The organism is Streptomyces sp. NPDC059828 (assembly GCF_042731955.1).
GTDB lineage: Bacteria > Actinomycetota > Actinomycetes > Streptomycetales > Streptomycetaceae > Streptomyces.
In genome coordinates, this window is the sequence record NZ_JBHWIW010000053.1 from 1 (window position 1) to 20,399 (window position 20,399).

Annotated in this window: 16 protein-coding genes; 3 read left to right on the top strand and 13 right to left on the bottom strand. The window is 71.0% G+C overall.

The features are described from left to right. From trpC to ACFV6V_RS26255, 10 genes are all read right to left on the bottom strand, one after another. Positions 1-786, bottom strand: a 786-nt coding sequence (gene trpC / locus ACFV6V_RS26210) for an indole-3-glycerol phosphate synthase TrpC (RefSeq protein WP_385569496.1), incomplete at its 3' end; no start/stop codon positions are given. After that, complete coding sequence (locus tag ACFV6V_RS26215) at positions 783-2,411, bottom strand: FAD-binding oxidoreductase (protein WP_385569499.1); 1,629 nt, start codon at positions 2,409-2,411, stop codon at positions 783-785. The genes trpC and ACFV6V_RS26215, both read right to left, overlap by 4 nt. Then, the gene (locus ACFV6V_RS26220; protein WP_385569502.1) at positions 2,408-3,064 is read right to left on the bottom strand and encodes a DsbA family protein; all 657 of its coding nucleotides are present in this window, start codon (positions 3,062-3,064) and stop codon (positions 2,408-2,410) included. Before ACFV6V_RS26220 ends, ACFV6V_RS26215 begins: the two co-directional genes overlap by 4 nt. Continuing rightward, on the bottom strand, positions 3,061-4,344 hold the full coding sequence (locus ACFV6V_RS26225) for a flavin-dependent oxidoreductase (RefSeq protein WP_385569505.1): 1,284 nt from the start codon (positions 4,342-4,344) through the stop codon (positions 3,061-3,063). The genes ACFV6V_RS26220 and ACFV6V_RS26225 overlap by 4 nt, the downstream gene beginning before the upstream one ends. Next, positions 4,341-5,471, bottom strand: a complete 1,131-nt coding sequence (locus tag ACFV6V_RS26230; RefSeq protein ID WP_385569508.1) for a monodechloroaminopyrrolnitrin synthase PrnB family protein — start codon at positions 5,469-5,471, stop codon at positions 4,341-4,343. The genes ACFV6V_RS26225 and ACFV6V_RS26230 overlap by 4 nt, the downstream gene beginning before the upstream one ends. Before the next feature lie 215 nt (positions 5,472-5,686). Further along, positions 5,687-7,123: a polyketide synthase gene (locus ACFV6V_RS26235; RefSeq protein ID WP_385569509.1), complete on the bottom strand. Its 1,437-nt coding sequence runs from the start codon at positions 7,121-7,123 to the stop codon at positions 5,687-5,689. An 85-nt stretch (positions 7,124-7,208) separates the two neighbouring features. Next, on the bottom strand, positions 7,209-8,129 hold the full coding sequence (locus ACFV6V_RS26240; RefSeq protein ID WP_385569512.1) for an SDR family oxidoreductase: 921 nt from the start codon (positions 8,127-8,129) through the stop codon (positions 7,209-7,211). Between the two features lie 129 nt (positions 8,130-8,258). Then, positions 8,259-9,698 (bottom strand): MFS transporter, encoded by a 1,440-nt coding sequence (locus ACFV6V_RS26245; protein ID WP_385569514.1) that lies wholly within the window; start codon positions 9,696-9,698, stop codon positions 8,259-8,261. After that, positions 9,685-11,184 carry a 4-hydroxyphenylacetate 3-hydroxylase family protein gene (locus tag ACFV6V_RS26250; protein WP_385569517.1) on the bottom strand — a complete coding sequence of 500 codons (1,500 nt, stop codon included), beginning with the start codon at positions 11,182-11,184 and terminating at the stop codon, positions 9,685-9,687. Before ACFV6V_RS26250 ends, ACFV6V_RS26245 begins: the two co-directional genes overlap by 14 nt. Positions 11,185-11,280: 96 nt before the next feature. Then, on the bottom strand, positions 11,281-12,552 hold the full coding sequence (locus tag ACFV6V_RS26255) for an FAD-dependent monooxygenase (protein ID WP_385569519.1): 1,272 nt from the start codon (positions 12,550-12,552) through the stop codon (positions 11,281-11,283). A 120-nt stretch (positions 12,553-12,672) separates the two neighbouring features. On the opposite strand from ACFV6V_RS26255, the gene ACFV6V_RS26260 reads away from it, so the two are divergent. After that, positions 12,673-13,665 carry an AraC family transcriptional regulator gene (locus ACFV6V_RS26260; protein WP_385569522.1) on the top strand — a complete coding sequence of 331 codons (993 nt, stop codon included), beginning with the start codon at positions 12,673-12,675 and terminating at the stop codon, positions 13,663-13,665. 68 nt (positions 13,666-13,733) lie between these two features. On the opposite strand, the gene ACFV6V_RS26265 is transcribed toward ACFV6V_RS26260, so the two are convergent. The 3 genes from ACFV6V_RS26265 to ACFV6V_RS26275 form a co-directional block, all read right to left on the bottom strand. After that, entirely contained in the window at positions 13,734-15,263 is a 1,530-nt protein-coding gene (locus ACFV6V_RS26265; RefSeq protein WP_385569524.1) for an amino acid permease, read from the bottom strand. 125 nt (positions 15,264-15,388) lie between these two features. Next, positions 15,389-16,336: a hypothetical protein gene (locus tag ACFV6V_RS26270; RefSeq protein WP_385569526.1), complete on the bottom strand. Its 948-nt coding sequence runs from the start codon at positions 16,334-16,336 to the stop codon at positions 15,389-15,391. Between the two features lie 360 nt (positions 16,337-16,696). Beyond that, entirely contained in the window at positions 16,697-17,581 is an 885-nt protein-coding gene (locus ACFV6V_RS26275; RefSeq protein ID WP_385569528.1) for a GNAT family N-acetyltransferase, read from the bottom strand. A gap of 326 nt (positions 17,582-17,907) precedes the next feature. Between ACFV6V_RS26275 and ACFV6V_RS26280 the strand changes: the two genes are divergently transcribed. Both ACFV6V_RS26280 and ACFV6V_RS26285 read left to right on the top strand, forming a co-directional pair. Then, a complete protein-coding gene (locus ACFV6V_RS26280) occupies positions 17,908-18,939 on the top strand; it encodes a radical SAM protein (protein WP_385569529.1) in 1,032 nt (343 codons plus the stop codon). Continuing rightward, the gene (locus tag ACFV6V_RS26285; protein ID WP_385569531.1) at positions 18,936-20,327 is read left to right on the top strand and encodes a B12-binding domain-containing radical SAM protein; all 1,392 of its coding nucleotides are present in this window, start codon (positions 18,936-18,938) and stop codon (positions 20,325-20,327) included. The genes ACFV6V_RS26280 and ACFV6V_RS26285 overlap by 4 nt, the downstream gene beginning before the upstream one ends. Positions 20,328-20,399: the final 72 nt, after the last annotated feature.

Genomic DNA, 20,399 nt, shown 5'->3' on the forward strand with positions numbered 1-20,399 from the left:
GCGCCGGCCGGCGTCGACCAGCGCGGCGACCGCCGCGCCCGGATCGCCGCCGGTGACCAGGGAGGTGCCGACCAGGATCGCGTCGGCGCCGAGCGCGGCGTAGCGGGCCGCATCCCGCGGGCCGCGCACGCCCGATTCGGCGATCCGCACCACACCGTCGGGAATGCGGTGGGCGAGCCGCCCGAACACCTCGGGATCGACCCGCAGCGTGCGCAGATCCCGGGCGTTGACGCCGATCACGCGCGCCCCGGCGGCGACGGCCCGCTCCGTCTCCGGCTCGTCGTGCACCTCGACCAGCGCGGTGAGTCCCGCCTCCCGGACCACGGCCAGCAGGTCGGCGAGCTGGGGATCGTCGAGGGCGGCCACGATCAGCAGCACCAGGTCCGCTCCGTGCGCCCTGGCCTCCCACACCTGATAGGGGTCGACGACGAAGTCCTTGCGCAGCACGGGCAGTCGCACCGCCGAACGCACGCCGTCCAGGTCGCTGAGCGAGCCGGCGAACCGGCGGCCCTCCGTCAGCACACTGATCGCCGCGGCGCCCCCCGCCGCGTAGGAGGCGGCCAGCGCACCCGGGTCTTCGATCCCCGCGAGCGGGCCGTGTGCCGGGCTGGACCGCTTGACCTCGGCGATCACCCGCAGTCCGGACGCGGAACGCAGCATCGGCACCGCGTCCGGGGCGGGGCCCGCGGACAGGGCCCGCGCCCGCACCTCGTCCACCGGGAGTGCGCCGCGTCGCCTGGCGAGGTCCTCGCGTACGCCCTCGAGGATTCCGTCGAGCACCGTCATCGCGGGCTCCGCCGCGGCTTCGCCGGTTCGACCGACAGGGCGTGCCGGAACACGTCGCGCGGGTCCCAATGCCCCTTCACCCCCGACAGCCTGGCGTAGTTGGAGCCGAAGTACAGCTCCTGCCAGGAGACCCCCGAGCGGTTGCGACGGGGGTCCTTGAGGTCGGTGTCGGCGTAGTTGACGTAGGCGCCCGCCGTACTGCGGCCGGGGGCCGGGGCGCCCCCGGTGGCCGCGTAGACGTCCTCGTAGAGCTCACGCAGGAACCCGGTGCGACGGCTGTCGTCGGCCGCGGCGGTCCACTCGCTCACGTACATCAGCATCAGGGCGCTGTCCCGGTGGGCCAGAGCCGTCGCGTCCGGGGCGACGGCGTTCACCTGCCCGCCGTACGGGGCGATCAGCAGCCCGCTGCCGGAGTGTTCGTAGTCCGACCGGGTCAGGTGCCGGTGCAGGGCCGCGGCCTGTGCGTCGTCGAAGGCGGTGCGGTGGTAGGCGGACTTGCCCTTGATCCGCTTGCCGGTGGGGCGGTCCGCGAAGCCGGACCACTGGGTCGCCATCAGCCAGGGCAGCCGCTGGCGGTCGGTGGTTCGCGCCTGGGCACCGACACCGCGGCCCATGGCGGCGAGGAAGGCGTCCAGCCGTCGCTCCGGGTCTCCGGCCCATGCGGAGAGCTGGACGTTGAGCGCCACTGCCCCGCCGGAGCGGTGGAAGACCGCCAGGTGACTGTAGAGATCGGCCTCCGGATCGCCCGGTGTGTTGTGGGCGACGTGCCAGGAGCTGTAGTTCTTCAGCAGGCGGACGAAGGAGCCCTGGTCCAGGTCCTGCCACGGCCATACGACCGTGCCGACGAGCAGTTCGGACGGCGGGGCGGGCAGGGCGCGTTCCGGCGAGACGCCCTCCGCGCCGGAGCTGCGGAAGAAGAACCGTGTGACCACCCCGAAGGTGCCGCCGCCACCACCGGTGTGAGCCCACCACAGCTCGCGCAGCGCCCCCTTGTCGTCCCGCGACGCCACCACGGCGTGCGCGGTGCCGGAGGTGTCGACGACGACCACCTCCACCGCGTACAGGTGGTCCACGGTGAGGCCAAGAGTCCGGTTCAGCGGTCCGTAGCCGCCTCCGCTGACATGGCCGCCCACTCCGACCGTGGGGCAGGAACCTCCCGGCAGGGCCACACCCCACCGCTTGAACAACTGCTCGTTGACATCGCCGAGGCGGGCTCCCGCTCCCACCGAGACGGCCCGGCGCCGGGTGTCGTAGGTGATGGCGTTCATGGCCGAGAGGTCGATCACCACACGGATGTCCTCGCTGCCGACGAAGTTCTCGAAGCAGTGGCCGCCGCCCCTGACGGCGATCCGCTTGCCCGAGTCGAGGGCGCGCTGGACAGCGTCCACGACCTGTTCCGTGGTGCGCGGCAGGGCGATCAGGTCCGGGGTGCCGACCCAGCGCTGGTTGACGCCCCTGGCGAGGTCGGCGTACTGGGGACCGCCGGGGCGGACGGCGGTCGCGGTCTCCGCCGTCCCTGCGCGTGCCGGTGCGGTGGCCGCTGCCGCGGCGGCGGGGTGGGTCACGGCGGCCGCGCCGGCCAGGGCCGTGGCCCCGACGAATCCGCGGCGGGTGAGGCTGCTCACTGGTGTACTCCAGGGTTCTGGGAGGCGGCGCTGCCGGTGGTCAGGGCCTTCAGGAAGACCTCGGGGTCCTCCTGTGGCCCCTCGACCACATGGCTGCCGGCGAAGACGAAGCGGGGGACGACGGTGATGCCCTGCTCACGGGCGCGGTGGACCTCCGCGCGCACCTCGGCCACCGCCTCGTCCGAGGCCAGCAGCCGGGCGGCCCGGTCGCGGTCGAGGCCGGCGCCTTCGGCGCAGGTCAGCAGTACGCCGCGGTCGGACAGATCGGCGCTCTGGGTGAAGTACGCCGCGAACAGCAGCTCTTCGAGCCGGCTCTGCACGGACCGGCCCCGTGCGCGCTCCGCCCACCACAGCAGTCGGTGCGCGTCCAGGGTGTTGACCGCGAAGCCCGTGGCGTTGCGGAAGGCGATGCCGTGGCGCGGGCCCGCCGCGGTGACCTCGTCGTTCATCCGTGCGGCGCGTTCGGAGCCGTACTTTCCTGCCAGCCATTCGAGCATGGGGACGGGTTCGGCGGGCTGTTCGCCGTCGATCTGGTAGGGGTGCAGCACCACGTGGGTGTCGTCCCGTCCGGACGCCGACAGCGCCAAGTCGAAGGTCCGCTTGGTGATGTAGCACCAGGGGCAGGACACGTCGGACCAGATGTCGATCCTCATCGCACGCCTCCCGCGCCGGTCGTGGCGGCCAGTGACGGACGGGTGTTGACCGTCTCCGGGTCGAAACCGCCCAGGCGGGCGAACTCCGCCGAGATGGACTCCAGTTCACCGTCGCCGAAGATTTCCGCCACGTCCCCGAAGCCGCCCGGCGCGCGCTCATGGGCCAGGTCGATGACCACTTCCGGGCCGCGGCGCCTGGCGCTGGCCTGGATACCGGTCAGCACCGGAAGGCGCTCGGCCTCGTAGGAGGCCAGAGCCGCCGCGGGGCTTTCCCGGCAGGCCAGCTCACGGGCCAGCACCCGGGCGTCGACGATCGACTGGGTGGCACCGTTGGAACCCATCGGATACATGGCATGGGCGGCGTCCCCGAGCAGGGTGACCGGTCCGTGCGTCCAGCGGGGCAGCGGGTCGCGGTCGACCATGGGGTACACGTACGCGTCGCGGGCCGTGCGGATCAGAGCGGGCACGTCGAGCCAGTCGAAGGCGAGGTCGGCGAAGTGATGCAGGAACGTTTCGGGTGCCACGGCCCGGTTCCAGTCCGCCTCCTCGAACACCGTGTCCGCCTCGGCCGTCCGAGCCACGGCCCAGTTCATCAGCACCGGGCCACCCGGCTCCTCAGCGGCGGACATCGGGTACACGACGGCACGCCTCCGGTCGTCCCCGGCGATGATCATCGACCTGCCGTCCAGGAAGGGCGGGGCCATGGCCGTGCCGCGCCACACCACCAGCCCGTTCCACGGCGGCGGCCCCTCCTCGGGATACAGACACGCACGGACCTTCGAGTGGATGCCGTCCGCCCCGATGAGCGCGTCCGCCGCCACCTCGCTGTGCCGCCCGGAGGCCGGGTGGCGCACCCGCACATCGACCCCGCCGTCCTCGCGCGGGGTGAACCCCTCGACCCGGGCGTCGGTGACGATGACGTCCGGCCCCAGCCGGCGGCGCACCGCGTCGGCCAGCACGGCCTGAAGCCTGCCGCGGTGGATGGACAGCTGCGGCCAGCGGTACCCGGCTGCCTCCCCCCGGGGCTCCCGCCAGATGAGCTGTCCATGGCGGTTGTGGAAACCGAGGCTCCCGGTGGGGAGAGAGACCTCCAGCAACTCGTCCAGGAGATCCAGCTCGGCCAGTTCCCGGACGGCGTTGGGCAGGATGTTCAGCCCCACACCGAGCGGCTTGATCTCCGGCACCGCCTCCAGGACGCGTACGCCGCCGACACCCGCGGCGTGCAGGCTCAGTGCCGTGGTCAGGCCGCCTATGCCGCCGCCTGCGATCACGATGCTCATGCGGACCTCCGCTCCGCGCGACCCGCCGCGGCGGGCGCGGACGGGCGCTGGGTGAGCTGGGACGTGGCCCGGGTGAGGTCGATGATCTGGCGCAGCAGGTCGACGCTCGCGCCGCCGCTGCCCACCGGGTACAGGCGCAGGTCGGCGTCGTAGGCCTTGCGTGCGATGCCCAGGTGGCGGCCGCGGAAGACGATGATCACCCGCAGCAGACGGGCGAGTGCTTCGGCGGACGGGCGCAGGCCCGGCATACGGCGCTCGGCGCCGTCCGGGTCGTCGCCGAAGGTGTCCACCAGCCGCGTCACCACGGACGGGATGCCCGTCCAGCCGTCGTACAGCTCCCGCCAGCGCGGCAGGCTGTAGGGCACCGAGTCGCGCAGGAACTCCTCGTACTCGGGCGCGCTGTTGTCCGCGGCCCATATCGCCTGGTCGATGAGCCACAGCGGAACCTGTGCCGCCGCCGGTCCGAGCAGCACGCGCCCGTCGACGGTGATCTCCTCGAAGTAGGCCCGCAGACCCCGGGCGAAGAACTCGGGGCTGACGTTGGCCACGACCATGTCGATGGACGAGACCATGGTCTCCATATGGGTGGTCAGCTCATCGGTGAGCACGGCGAACTTGGGGTCGTCGACGTCCGCGTGGCTGAGCTGTTCGGCCAGTTCCAGGCCCTCGCGCAGATGCGGGAAGACCATCCGCACGGACTCCTGGAGGTAGGCCTCCTGGATGTCCCCGGTGTACATGCGCTGGCGTCCGCCCGTGGGGTTCCAGGTGGTGTAGTGGTGCACGGTGTCCCGGGGGACCATGTCGGTGCGACGGCCCAGTTCCAGCAGGACGGGCACCACTTCCGGCACCAGCGGGATCGGCTCGGGGCCGTGGCGCTTGATCGATCCCAGGAACATGCCGAGGTCCCGCATCGCCGCCACGCAGGCCTCCGCGGAGTACGCGGCGACGGCGTCGGGGCCGGGCACGAGGTCGCGCAGCGCGGACACGAGCGCGGGGACGTCGGCGCGCTCGTTGTGGCTGCGCAGCTCGAAGCAGAGCCGGTCCGCGGCGAGCGGGTCCAGCTCCCGGATCGCCGCCGTGCGCAGGGAACTTCCGAGATCGATGCCGAGCGTGCTGGTGCTGTTCAAGGTGTGTCTCCAGACAGGTGTCAGTCGTGGACGTCGGCCGCCGCGCCCTGCTGTGGCAGGGCGCGCCGGATCCCGCTCGGTGACGGCGGTGGCACCGGCGCTGCGGCGGGTGAAGGGACGTGGCGGAACGACGGATGCGAACGTGCCGGGGGGCCGGTGGACGGACCGGTGGGCCGGACCGGGTCCCGCCCTGGGGCGGAGCCGGCTGAGCCCGGTCAGACCTGGTGCCGGTCCGGTGCGGCCATCGCCGGGGGGTAGGGGCGCAGTTGCCACCGGTGGGGCGGGGGCGTCACCGGTCCGCCCCGGGGGCTCTCCGGCCCGTCCCGGCGTGGCTGGGCGGCGCGGAGGGGCCACTGGGCGAGGACCATGTGCACGTTCGTCCCGGACATGCCCTGCCCGTTGACGGCCGCGATCGCGGGCCGGTCGGGGGCGGCGGGCAGCGGCTGCGGGGACGTCGGCACCACCAGGGGCAGCCGGTCCCAGTCGACGAGCGGCGAGGGGTTGTCGTGGTGCAGGCTGGGCGGCACCTGCCCGTGCTCCAGACACAGCACGGCCTTGATGAGCCCCGCCACGCCGGCGGCGGCCTCGCAGTGCCCGATGTTGCTCTTGACGGAGCCGACCAGGCACGGTCGTCCGGGCGGTCGTCCCTCGGCCAGCACCTCGGTGAGGGCGCTGAGTTCGACCGCGTCGATACGTGTTCCGGTGCCGTGCGCCTCGACGTATCCGACGTCGCCCGGCACGGTCCCGGCGTCCTGGTAGGCCCAGCGCATCGCCAGTGTCTGGCCGGTGGTGGAAGGGTCGGTGATGCGCTTCTCGGCGGCGCCGTCATGGCTCATGGCGCTGCCCAGGATCACCGCATGGATCCGGTCGCCGTCCGCGACGGCCCTGTCGAGGGTCTTGAGCACGACGACACCGACGCCGTCGGACCGGACGAATCCGTCCGCGTCGGCGTCACCGAAGCGGCAGTGCCCATCACCGGACAGCACTCCGGCGTCGTCGAAGACGCGGGTGGCCGCGGTGTCGAACAGCAGGTTCGCACCGCCTGCCAGAGCGAGTTCGGACTCGCCCGCGCGCAGGCTGAGGCAGGCCAGATGCACCGCGGCCAGCGAGGAGGCCTGTGCGCAGTCCACGGTGACGCTGGCTCCGTGCAGCCCGAGATGGAAGGAGAGCCGCCCGGCGAGCATCGCCCGCTGCTGGCCGCCGACCAGGCAGTCCAGATCGAAGGCTCCGCCCCGGACGGCGCGCAGCCGCTCCCAGTGGTCGGCGTGGGACTGCCCGACGAACACCGCGGTACGGCTGCCCGCCAGCCGCCGCGGGTCCCCGCCCGCGTCCTCCAGGGCCTCCCACGCCGTGAGCAGCAGCAGACGCTGCTGCGGATCCATCACGGCGGCCTCGTGGTCCGGGATGCCGAAGAACCCGGCGTCGAACGCGTCGGCGCCGTCCACGAATCCGCCGCGTCTGCCGCCCGGGGGCGGGAGCGTGCCTGGCGGGAACCGGTCCAGGGGCGCTGAACGGGTCGCGTCCCGGCCGGACTCGAGTAGGTCCCATAACTGTCCCGGGCCGTGGGCGCCCGGCAGGCGGCATCCCATGCCGATCACGGCGACAGCCGCGGGTATCCGCCCGGGATCGAGCGGATCGCTGTGGTGGTGCATTGTTTCCCCCGTTTGTGGCTCGGCTGATGGCCGGCTGCCGGAACGCGTGCGCACAGGCGTGCGTGCGTGGGCAGCCGGCCGTGGGTCACCCGGTGGGCCGGGCCCAGTGCTCCCAGGGCTGTGCCTTGACCCACTCGATCACCGGAGTGAGCCGTACGCCGAGTGCGCTCTCCACGGTGTCCGGGGACGGGGCGAGCAGGTCGCCCGCACGGCCCGAGCCGGCGTAGTGGTAGATCCCCGCCACGCCTGCCGCGGCCTTCGCGCCCAGCACCTGGGTGAGTCCCTGCTCGAACTGCGGGACGTCCAGCGGGACGTAGCCGACATCGAGTCCCAGGGCCTGGCCGAACACGGCGGCCAGTTCCGGGCCGGTGAGCACGTCGGCACCGCCGACGTGGAGCACCTGCCCGGCCGGCACGTCGTCGTCCAGGGCCCGGACCGCGACGCGTGCGAGATCGTCGTGGCACATCCAGGCCACCCGCTGCTCGGCGGGCAGCGGGTAGGCCAGCACCCCGTCGTTGACGATCGCGGGGCCGTTCCACGGGCTGAAGAGGTTCTCCAGGTAGACCGGCGGCCTGATGACGACCACGGGGACCGGGCCGCCCCGCAGCAGCTCCTCCGCCCGGCGACGGGTCTCGAACCCGGCGTACGGGGTCGTCTCGTCCGGGACCGGAGTGTTGGTGTTGTAGACCAGCCGCTGCACGCCCGCCTCGTGGGCCGCCTCCGCGATGTTGCGGGCGTAGCCCGCCACCGTGTCGGGGTCGTACTCCAGCGGCATCACGACCACGGCGTGCGTGACCCCCTGGAAGGCGGCGCGCAGCTCGTCGACGCGCCCCAGGTCGCCGCGTACCGGGATGACTCCGGCGGGCAGGGCGGACGCGGCCTTCGCCTCGTCCCGGACGAGACCACGCACGTCGTGCCCCTGGGCGGCCAGCAGCCGGGCCACCGCTCCGCCCTGGAAACCGTTGGCACCGGTCACGAGGACGCGCTTGCCGGACTGTGGTGTCATGTCATGCCTTTCTTGGGTGGTTCGGATCAGCGGGCTCGCGCGGCCCGATCCGGAGTGGTGCGGGCACGGGCGAGTGGTGCGGGCCGGCCCGGGGCCGTACGGACACGGGTGCGGGACGGCCGGTCGTGATCAGGGCACCGTGCGACGGTGCTCGACGGCGGTGTCCGCCGGTGGCGGAGTCCCGACGCCCGGCGCGGGCAGCCGCAGCCGGAGGACGAGCGGCAGGGCCAGCAGTGCGGGTACCGCGCCGGCCAGCAGAGCCGTGCTGAAGCCCTCGGTGAGTGCCGTGTCGTGCGCCGCGGACGAGGCGCCGGTGCAGGCAGCGGCTATCCCCGACAGGACGGCGAGACCGAGGACGGAACCGAACTGGAGACTGGTGTTGACCAGACCGGAGGCGAGTCCGGCATCCTCCTCGCGGGCGTCGGCGGTGGCCGCGATGTTGGTGGTGATGGCGACCAGAGGCAGGGCGACTCCCAGGAGCAGACTCGGTGGCAGCACATCCCACGCGAAGGAGCCGTCCACCGACAGCAGGGACTGCCATGCCATGCCGGCGGCCACCAGCACGAATCCGGCGCACATCACCGCGCGCAGGCCGAAGCGGCCGATGAACCGGGGCGCCAGGGAAGCGACCGTGATCACGACCAGGCACAGCGGCAGCAGCGCGAGGCCGCCCAGCACGGGTTCGTAGCCGAGCACCGCCTGCAAGTACAGACTCACCAGGAAGAACATCGGGAACAGCGACATCTGCCACAGCACCGCGAGGATGTTGGCCAGACGCAGCGCCGGCCGTCTGAGCACGGCGAGCGGCACCAGTGGGTGCGCCACCCGGCGTTCGACCAGGACGAACACAGCGAGCAGAACCACGGCCGAACACCCCGTGACCAGCGTCGGCGTGGAGCTCCAGCCGGCCTCGCCGGCGTTGACCACCGCATACGCCAGCAAGGCGAGGCCGGCGGTCGCCGCCACCGCGCCGGGCACGTCGAAACCTCGCCCGCCCCCGCCGGAGGCACCGGCCGGCAGCAGCCGCGGCACGGGCAGGATCAGCGCGACTCCGGCGACCACGTTCAGGGCGAAGGTCGACTCCCACCCCAGCCAGCTGGTGAGCACCCCGCCCAGTACCGTGCCCGCCGCACCTCCCGCACCGGCCATCGCGGCGAACACCCCCAGCGCCCGGTGCCGTTCGGGACCGTCCGGAAACAGCGTGAGCACCAGGGAGAACGCCGCCGCGGCGGCCATGGCGGCGCCCACCCCCTGCACGGCCCGGGCGGTGATCAGCAGGCTGGCGTCCCCGGCGACCGCGCCCAGCAGCGAGGCTGCCGCGAGAACCACGAGACCGGCCGTGAACACCCTGCGCTGTCCGAGCAGATCGGCGGCGCGACCGCTGAGCAGCAGCAGCCCCCCGAAGGAGACGAGATAGGCGTTGGCCACCCAGGACAGCGCTGCCGGTGGGATGTCCAGGCTGCTGCCGATGGAGGGTGCGGCCACATTGATGATGGACGTGTCCAGGATCAGCACGAACTGAGTACTGGCCAGCAGCGCCAGGGCCCGCCGGCGGTCAGCGACCGTCATCGGTACCCGCCCCGAGGTCCGGGAACTCGTCCAGCTCGTAGCCGTCCAGGCACGACTGGGTGAAGGCGGCCAGCAGATCCGGGTCACCGTCCCGCACGATGCCGGGCAGGTAGACGTGCGGAGCGCCGTGGTAGAAGCGCTCGTACTGCTCGTGCCGTGCGGCGAACTCCGAACCCAGGGCGTCCCAGGCGAGCTTCAGCAGCTTGATCCGCTGTTCTGCCGGGGTGCCGGGGGAGCGCACGTACTTGGCCACCAGCGGACCGAGTTCGGGATGCCTCAGGTCGTAGCCGGACGCGGGAAGCTGGATGAGTCCGCCGCCGGCGAGCATCTTGATCTCGGCGAGCACCTTCGGATACAGGTCGCCGGCCATGGCTCGGTGCGCCGAGGCGATCTGCCGGTTGATGTGTACGGCGCTGCCCTCACCGGCCACCCGCTCGCAGGTCGTCTCGGCCGCCAGCACCATCGACTTGGCGATGTTGAGCCACCCGATGAGCCGGCCGATCTGCATCTGCACGGGTGGCAGACCGTAGGTGTTGTTGGCCCGGGTGATGAGGATCGCGAGACCGGTGAGGAATTCGAGCTTGGTCCAGAAACGGGTGGCGGCCTGGTGGACGAAGTTGTTGTAGGCCGGAGTGAACCACCACATCCGGAAGGTGGTGTCGACGTCCCGGTACGTCAGCACCCGCTCCCAGGGCACGAAGACGTCGTCGCACACCAGCAGGGCGTCGTTCTCGTCGAAACGGGCGGACAGCGGGTTGTCGAAGACGCTGCGGGCCTGGGCCTCGTAGGAGGTCCGGGAGATGAACTTCAGCCCCGGTGTGCTGAGGGGGATGGAGAAGCACAGCGCGTACTGGGCATCCTGCGGTGCCAGCGGCTCGATGGTGCCGACGATGATCTCGTCGCCGAACACCGCCCCGGTGCCGATCATCTTCGCGCCGCGCACCACGATGCCGTCGTCGCGCTCCTTGACGACCCGCACGTACAGGTCGTCCTCCTCCTGCTCGCTGGCCGCCTTGGTGCGGTCGATCTGCGGGTTGGTGATGGTGAACGACTGGTACAGGTCGCCCTCCACCATGCGCCGGTGGTAGGCGGCGAGGTTGTCCCGTCCGTCGAAGCCCTCCCCCTTGAAGATCTCCGGCGTCGAGACGAAGCCCGCGATGCCCGCGGCCATGTAGTCGGGTGAGCGGCCCAGGAAGCCGAAGCTGGCTTCGGACCACGTCTTGAACGCCTTGCGCCGCTCGACGAGTTCGGACTGGGTGCGGGGCACGTGGTAGGCGCGCAGTACCGACCGGTCCTGCCCTTCGTGGCGCACCGTGAGGACATCCCGCAGCTCCGGGTCCCGTGCCATGTCGTAGAGATGGGCTATGGAACGGGCGGTGTTGCGGAAGGCGGGGTGCTCCGTGACGTCCTTGACCTGCTCACCGTCGAGCCACACGGCACGGCCGTCGCGCAGTGATTCGAGGTATTCGTGGCCGCTGCGGGTCATGTCTCTCCTGTACACGGGGTGCGTTGAGTGGGTGACGAGAAGCTTTCGGGGCGACCAGCCGCTCCGGGCGGACCCGTGGGGCGGTCGCAGCGGCCGCTACGCCGCGGGGTGCGGCAGACGTGGCTGCCCGTAGGGAGAAGGCTCGTTGACGGACGCGGCATCGAATCCGGCGGCGCGGGCGTAGCTCTGGGCGACCTGCGCCAGACGGGTGGCGGGTATCACGTCCGCTATCCGTCCGAAGCCCTCCGGCGCCCGCTTGTGGACCAGATCGATCACGACCTCGGGTCCGTTGGCGCGGTTGAGCAGCTGAAGCCGGTTCATCCGGGGGCGGCGCTCCCGGTCGTACGCCGCGAGCGCGATGACCGGATCGTCGTGGGTGGCCAGGGAGTGGGCGAGGCTGCGGGCGTCCAGCACCGCCTGCGTCGTCGCGTTCGATCCCATCGGGGCCATGGCGTGCGCCGCGTCCCCGAGGAGGGTCACGGCGCCGAACGACCAGCGGGGCAGCGGATCCCGGTCGAGCATCGGGAAGGGCGCGACCGCGTCCGCCTCCGCCGTAAGGGTGTCCAACCGCAGGTCGCCGCACCGCCAGCCGGACACCGCCGTGGGGAAGCCGTCGCCGGAGCCGGCGTCGGTGGCCTCCGGGTCCTCGGGCGTGGTGCGTGAGACCGCCCAGTTCACCGGGACCAGGCCGTCCGAACCCGGGTGTGCGGCGAGCGGGTAGACCACCGCCTTCCAACGGCCGTTCCCCATGACGACCATCGAACGACCGCCGTGAAAGGGCGCGCTGCGGGTCACACCGCGCCATACGGCGGCCCCGTGGGACCGCGGCGCTCCTTCCTGCGGGTACAGGGTCTGCCGTACGGCGGACCGCAGCCCGTCGGCGCCGATCAGCACGTCCGCCCGTAACCGGCTGGAGGGCCGGTCGCCGACGCGATGGCCGAGGCCCACCTCGACTCCGCCGCCCGGTAGCGGGACGAATCCGGTGACGCGCGCGTCGGTGGTGATCGCGGTGCTTCCCAGGCGGTCGCGGACGCTGTGGGCGAGGGCCGTCTGAAGGGCGCCGCGATGCACTGCCAGCTGGGGCCATCGGCTGCCGCTCGCCCGGCCACGGGGCTCGCGCCAGATCCGCTGTCCGAGATGGTTGAAGTAGCCGAGCCCGGTCACGTCGGCGCCCAGCTCCTCGAGGCCTTCGGCCAGCCCCAGAGCGTCCAGTTCGCGCACCGCGTTCGGCAGCAGGTTCACACCGGCGCCCAGGGGCCGGATCTCCGGCACCGCCTCAAGGACCTGGATGTCGCGCAGTCCGACGCTATGGAGGCTCAGCGCGGCGGTCAGCCCACCGATGCCGGCACCGGCAATGACGATCTTCATGGACGGTTCCCCCGAACTCACCCCGTAGACCGGACAAACAGCCCGGCTTCACCTCTCATCGTTCTGGGAGCGCTGGCTACGATCAATTAATCATGAGCCGAAGTGATTTAAGGATCGTCCGTGAGTGAAGACGTGCTGAGTGAGCTACTGCGCCCGCTGCGGCTGACTGACGTCTACCACAGCATGTGGCAGGCAGGGGGCACTTGGGGCGTCAGGGGCCACGACGACAGCTGCGCGATCGTCCACTACATGATCGAGGGCGGCTGCGTGATCAGCTTCGACGGCGACTCCACACCGGTGGAGCTGCGCGAGGGCGACCTGGCGGTCTTTCCGCACGGCACCGCTCACAGCTTCGCGGCGGCGCACGGCGTGCAGACGACGCCTCTGTCCGCCCTGGTGCCCCACCTGCGACCGGGCGAGTCCGGCATCGTCAGGGTCGGTACGCAGCCCTACCGCACGCGGATGCTCTGTGCGAGCCTGCGTTACAGCGCCATCGGCGAACCAGGCCTCTACAGCGCGCTGCCCCGGATCATCGTGCTCCGGCGCCATATGCTCCATGGCGAACCGCTGTTGCTGCGTACGCTCGATTCGCTGCCCTTCGAGATGGGGCGTACCGCTCCCGGAGCGCGGCTGGTGACCCTGCGGGCGTTCGAGACCGTGTTCGTTCTGTCCCTGCGTATCGCGATGGAGCAGCTGGCGGAGGAGTCTCCCGCGCTGCGTGCGCTGTACCACCCGGGTATCAGCAAGGCCCTGATGGCGATTCACGGCTCCTATGCCGAACACTGGACGGTCGAATCGCTGTCCCGCAAAGCGGGGATGTCCCGGTCGGTCTTCTCGCAGATGTTCCGGGAACTGGTGGGTGAGACGCCGATGCGATACCTGACGATGCGCAGGCTCCTGGAGGGCAAACGGCTCCTGGCGGACACCGCCGTGGCGCAGCAGGACATCGCCCAGCGCGTCGGCTATCGCAGCCAGGTGGGTTTCCATCTCGCGTTCCGCAAGCAGTTCGACATGACTCCCGGCGAGTACCGGACTCAAGGGGGCTCCCGTGACGGGCGGGGGTCGCACGGCCTTGCCGCCCCGGGTGGACGACCAGGGCGGCAAGGGCGATGACGACACGGTCCGGCTGCTAGCCGCGGGACCGGGGGGACTTGCGGGAGTTCGCGTCCCTGCAGGCCCTGCTAACGCACTGCTTCCCGCGACACGGGCGGCGCCGCAGGGGTGCCGTGCTTCGGGTGGTCCGGGTTCAGGAACCACCGCCTGGCGGAGACGAGCCACCATGTGCCGGAGAACGCGAGCACCACACCGACCGCGACGGGCGCGTAGTTGAAGGTCTCGGCGGTCACCGGGCCCACCTGGGGCAGCATGAACAGCACGGTGATGAACGCGACCCAGGCCACCGCGATCACACCCACGGGCCTGGACCAGCGGCCCAGGTGCCAGGGGCCGCGATGGAAGGAGTCGCCCTGGCGCAGTCGCAGCAGCGTCGGGATGACGTAGGCGATGTAGAGACCGATCGTCGCGATGGACGTCACGGCGGCGTACGCGGTGATGTTGACCAGATAGGGCAGGCCCAGGACGAAGGCACCACCGGCGGCGAGCCACACCGCGTTGGTCGGGGTGCGGGTCCCCGGGTGCAGCTTGTGCCACACCTGTGAGAAGGGCAGCGCGCCGTCACGGGAGAAGGCGTAGATCATCCGGCTGTTGGCGGTCACCGAGGCCATCCCGCAGAACAGCTGGGCACCGATCACGATGAGCAGCATCAGCTTGCCGGTGCTCGCGCCGAGGGCGTCCATGAAGATCTGGGCGGGCGGTACCCCGGTCGCGGACCCGAGGGCGCCGCTGTAGGACTGGATGGCGAAGGTCAGCCCGAACAGCAGGACGAACCCGGCCACCCAGGAGACGACGATGGAGCGGACGATCCCCTTCGGCCCTTCCACGGACGCGTTCTTCGTCTCCTCGGTCATATGGGCGGACGCGTCATAGCCGGTGAAGGTGTACTGGGCCATGAGCAGGCCGATCAGGGCGACGTAGACGGCCGAACCCCAGCCGGTGTTGTTGACGAACTCGGTGAACACAAAGGACGGGGACTGGTGGTGGTCCGGAATGAGCAGCAGCGCGCCGACGATCACGACCACGCCGATCAGGTGCCACCAGACGCTCACCGTGTTGAAGAAGCCCACGATCCGCACGCGGAACGTGTTCACCAGGGCGTGCAGCACCAGGATGATGCCGAAGAGCAGGATGGTGTGCTCCGGCGTCGCGGCGTACCCGAACTGCAGGTTCAGGTAGGCGTTCAGGAACGAGGCCGCTCCGAAGTCGATGCCCGCGGTGACCGCGACCTGCCCGAGGGTGTTGAACCAGCCGGTGAACCAGGCCCACGCCGGGGCCGACTTGCCGGGAGCGAGCTTGTGGGCCCAGAAGTAGAGTCCGGCGCTCGTCGGGTAGCTGGAGCACACCTCCGCCATGGCCAGCCCGACGAACAGGGTCATCAGGCCGACGATGACCCAGCCCCACATGATCAGCGCAGGGCCGCCGGAGTTCATGCCGAAGCCGTACATGGTCAGGCAGCCGGACAGGATGCTGATGATGGTGAACGAGACGGCGAAGTTCTGGCGCCCCGACATGGAGCGGTCCAGGGTCTGGGTGATGCCGAGTTGAGCGAGGCGTTCTTCTTCCGAGGATGTGACGCTCGGTATGTCCAAGGGCATTCGAATGACCTCTTCATCAAGGTGAGCGGTGGGGACGGTGGGCAACAACTCGAGCGGGCCGTGCGGGGAGAAGGGTGCGGATGGGCGGAGGAGCGGGGCGGGTGGGGCTCCGTGGCCGGATGCGGTTACGGAGTGGCGGCTTCCGCGGCCCAGCCGCGGTGGCGGTGGAACAGCGTGACGGCGTCCCCGCAGTAGCTCCACGGCACATCGGTGGCGTACGGGCCGATGGCGTCGAAGACCTCGGCGGCCTCGTGGCGCCGGCTGGCGAACGACAGGGCGTGTGCGAGGTAGTTGGCGTCTTCGTGGAAGGCGGCGTGCGGACGGTGCGGGGCCCGGCGGGCCCACCAGTTCTCCCAGGCGTGCCAGGTCGACGGGTTGTCCGTCCAGGGATGCACGGCGAGCCCGTAGCGGTTCTCTTCCGTTTCCAGCCGCTGACGGTGCGACTCCGCCAAGGCGACCAGCGGCAGGACGTGCAACGGCAGTCCGGCAGGTGCCTTGGTGCACTCCTCCTGCACCCAGTGGAACATGTCGCCGCCCGTGCCGTGCCAGGACGGGAACAGGTAGGTGAGGAGCTCGTGGTGCGCTTCCCGGTTCCACGGGTCGCGCTGCTTCACCTGCGTCCACAACTGCCGCACCGTCGCCCGCCACTCGCGGTCCCGGGGCGGTGAGTGGAACCGCGCCAGCGCGAGCATGACGACATACGGCGCCGGGTCGTGCGGCATCGCTTCCGCGGCGGCGTCACAGGTGGCCCACGCCTCCTCCAGGGCCTCGCCGCGTCCGCGCCCCCGGCCGTCGGCCATGGACCGCAGGGTGCGTACGTTGGCCAGCAGCGCCAGGGCGTGTCCGGACCGCGGCTCCGCCTGGGCCCAGGTGTCCGCGAACGTCAGCCGGGCACCGACGCGGGCGAGCACCTGGAGGCGGAAGATGCGCCGGTCCCAGTCCGCACCCGTGGCGGCCAGCAGCTCCCGGGCGCCTTCCCAGCGCCCCATCGTCGCGTCCTCCACCACAGCCCGCAGCCGGGCGTCATCACGGGCCGGATGCCGGTCGAGAGCCGCCTTTCCGCGGCTACTCATGGCGGCCCCGCTCCTGCGCGGCGGCGATCGACGTACCCGCCGTGCGGCTCAGGGGTTGTGCCAGCCGTGCAGATGGGGCCGAGGACACCTTGACTCCGTGGATGAGTTCATCGACACAAACGAAACAAACGGCACATGTGACACTTGCGGACCCGCGGCTAACGGAGCGTGTCGCGGGAGTCACCAGACTGGTGGAAAAACTCTCGGTTCACACCTGCCACAAGCGAATCACCGGAGTGATGTTGGTTACATGCGCGCGGGCTGCGGGCCGCCGGTCCGGGGCCCAGACGGGGAGGTTGGCGTCGTTACGCGGTCAACTACCTTTTGCTTGCGCAACCCACGTGAACCGTGCGGCCCAGGTCATCCGCGTAGCCCGCGCGCCTGCACCGCGGGGAAGTCCCACACCGCGAAATCGCTCACCGACCGGTATCCGATCCGCTGGTAGAGGGCGTTGCTGGTGGGATTGGCCAGGTCGGTGAACAGCAGCACCTCGTCCGCACCCGCCGCCAGTGCGGCCCGACTCACCTCGGTCGTCGCGGCAGCCGCGTAACCCCGGCCGCGCAGCCGGGCCGGGGTGTAGACAGGGGCCACCCGGATCTGGCCCGCGACCATCGGGGTCAGGCCCGCCATCGACACGGGGATGCCGTCCGGGGATTCCCAGAGGGTGACACCCCCGGAAGCGATACGCGCGTCGGCCCAGGAGCCGGGGTCCGTGGACGCGGCTTCGCCGACGGCGTCGGCGAACTCCTCGTACCAGACCATGAGCAGTTCGCGGTCCCGCTCGACCGCGACGCGGGCCCGGCCGTCCGGCAGTGGATCCGGTGGTGTGAGCCTGCCGAGCCGGTACAGGCGCTGGCGCTCGTGAAGCGTCGGTGCCGCGCCCGTATGCCGATGCCAGGCGTCGGCGAAGGCGGCCGCGGTCTCGCGGTCGGCGGTGACGCCGGGCAGAACGTGGCCAAGCCCGGCCAGGTGAGCCGCGAGGGAATCCACCTCTCCGGGGGCAAGAGGGGTGAGCAGCATGGGGTGCGGCGGAGTCCGGAGGTAGGCCCCGTGAACCGAACCCTCCCTTTCCAGCCAGCCGAAGACGGGTGTCCCGGCGCCGTATGCGCCCGCCCCCCGCGTGCGCAGCCCTTCGGTCACCGTCAGCGGGACGGTGTGCGGGGCGGGGCGCGAGCGCAGGAAGTCACCCGCGCGGGCGAGAAAGCCGTCGAGGTCCTCGGTCGTGTGCCAGCCGTCAGGGCTCATGCCTCGCGCTCCTTCTCCAGGGCCGGATTTCCCCGTAGGAAAGCGCGTTCAGGAGCGCGCGTCGAAGGGTTTTCGGCGAAGCCGCTGGGCGCCTGGTGTCCCAGGCTCCTCCGGCGACTGGGCCCCTCCCGCGAATCACGCCCGCCGAACCCCTGCCGAAGCCCGGGCCCTTGGCCCTTCGTATACCGGCAATGTCAGTGATTGACCTCAGACGCCGGAAACCCTGACATCGGAACCTCTTCACCGTATTGCCCACCATGGTGAGGGACCGAAAGGCTGTGCCCGTGAATGTCAGCGATGTCCGAACGTTCCGAGGGATGGGTGACATGCGCTTACCTCAGGTGCGGGTGACGGTGAACTCCCGCTGCAAGCGAAGCTGTTACTACTGCCGCCCCTCCGGGGAAGCGGTGGCCACCGAGTCGGGCACCGACCTCGACCCGGACCGGCTGATCGCAGTGGCCACCGCCGTACGGGCCCGGGGCGTCGACGGGATCAAGCTGACCGGCGGCGACCCCGCGCTGTACGGACCGCTCGTGGAAGTGGTGCGGCGGCTGCGGCAGGAAGCCGGGATGCGCGAGGTCGAGGTGATATCCCGGCACCCGCGGATCGGTGAACTGGCGCCTGCGCTGGCCGCGGCCGGAGTGACCCTGTTCAACGTGTCCCTGGACACCCTGGACGAGCGGCTCCACCGGGAGATCTGCGGGGTGGACGACCACGCCGGCGTACTGGCGGCGATCGGGGCGTGCGTGGCCACCGGGGTACCGGTCAAGGTCAACGTCGTGGTGATGTCGGGGATCAACACCCCGGAGGTCGGGCGGCTGATCGAGTTCTGTGAGGCGGCGGGTGTCCACAGCGTGAAGCTGCTCGACATCATCAAGGACCTCGGTGAGAGCGGCGAGAGCTTCGCACGGCGCCTGGAGATCAAGCGCAGGTTGCGGCTGCCGGACCTCTATGTGCCGCTGGGTGAGCTGGCGGACGGCATACGGGCCCGGGCGGTCGGTGAGGAGGTCGTCCAGCAGGGCGGTCTCGGGCATCCCATGACCGTGTTCACGATGCCGTCGGGCACGAAGGTCGTCATCAAGGACTCCAACGCCGGTGCCTGGTACGGATCGGTGTGCCGGGGCTGTGCGCTGTTCCCCTGCCATGACGCCCTGATGGCCCTGCGGCTGACGGCCGACGCCCGCCTCCAGTTCTGCCTGCTGCGCGAGGACGTCACCGTGGACCTGGCGCCGCTCCTGGAGAAGGGCGACGGAGAGGGCCTGGCCGCTCAGGTGGAGGCGGCCTTCGAGATGTACGCCGCCGCATCCTTCAGACCCGGGGACACCACCCCGATGCACCTGGCGGAGGCCGCCCGATGAGCGTGTTCATGGGGCTCCCCGGCGTCCGCGCCCCCGCACCCGGACCGGAAGCAGCGGGGCGGCCGACCGTCATCCTGGCCTACCCCAAGATCGACCATGAGAAGGACTACGTCTACCACTGGATGCCGTTCTCGCTGCTCACGATCGCCAAGCCGCTCCTTGCGGGCGGACTGGTCGACGTGGTGCTGTTCGACGGCAACCAGGAGGACGCCACCGCCTGGGAGCGGCTGCTGGACGAGCACATCGAGCGCACGGTGTGCGTCGGGGTGAGCATCATGACCGGTGGCGGTCAGATCGGCCACGCGCTGGACATGGTGCGCGCGGCCAGGAAGCGCCCCTTCTGCCCGCCCGTCGTCTTCGGCGGCCCGCATGTGAACGTCCAGCCCGAACAGACCGCCGCCCACCCCCTCGTGGACGCCGTGCTCCAGGGCCCCGGCCAGCACTCGATGCCCGAGTACGTGGCGTCGCTGCTCGGCCGGGTGCCGCGCCGCCTCGTTCCGGGCCTGCGGACGGACGACGGGCGGTGCGTGAGCAGCGGGGCCGTGAACCCGCCCCGGGCCGGGAACCTCGGTGCGTACCCGTGGTCGCTGCTGGACGTGGCGAAGTACGTCCGCGACGACCCGACGGTGGCCGACCGCACCCTGAACTACGTCTCCAGCCAGGGCTGTGTCTACCGGTGCCGGTTCTGCTTCGAGCTGACGTACCAGCGCAAGTACTCGGCGATGGCGGCCCAGGACCTGCTCGACGACGTCGCCGCGCTGAAGGCCTCGTACGGCATCAACGGCGTGAAGTTCTACGACGCGGACTGGTTCGTCAACCTGCGCCGGGCGATCGGGTTCTGCGACGGACTGGTCGAACGCGGCCTCGGCCTCCGGTGGGCCGCCAGCATCAACCCCAACGACATCCTCAAAGCCCGCCGGTCCGGACTCCCGCTCCTGGAACGGATCGCGGAGAGCGGCTGCTCGCGACTGCTGATGGGCGTGGAATCGGGCAACGACCGGGTGCTGGCCGATGTGGTGCACAAGGAGATCACCCGCGCGCGGATCCTCGACGTGGCGGAGGACATCGCGGCCCACGGCATCCTCGGCTCCTACACGTTCATCGTCGGCTTCCCCGGCGAGAGCGAGGCGGAGATGGAGGACACGTACTCCCTGATCGATGAGCTGAGGCAGTTCGACCCACAGCCCGAGACACGGGTCCACCTGTTCGCCCCCTACCCCGGAACCCCGTTGTGGGAGGAGGCTCTTGACCACGGGTTCACCGCTCCCGCATCACTGGAGGAGTGGTCGTCGTTCGACTACTACACCTCCCTGACCCCCTGGACCGACGAGGCGACCGTCGCCCGGGCGAGGGAGCAGACCCGTATGCGGCTGGCCCCCGCCCGCTGACACCCCGTACGGTCACCCTGTGCACCCGGCGCCTCACCGCTTGTGCCGTGGGTTCCGGTCGATCCTCTTGTA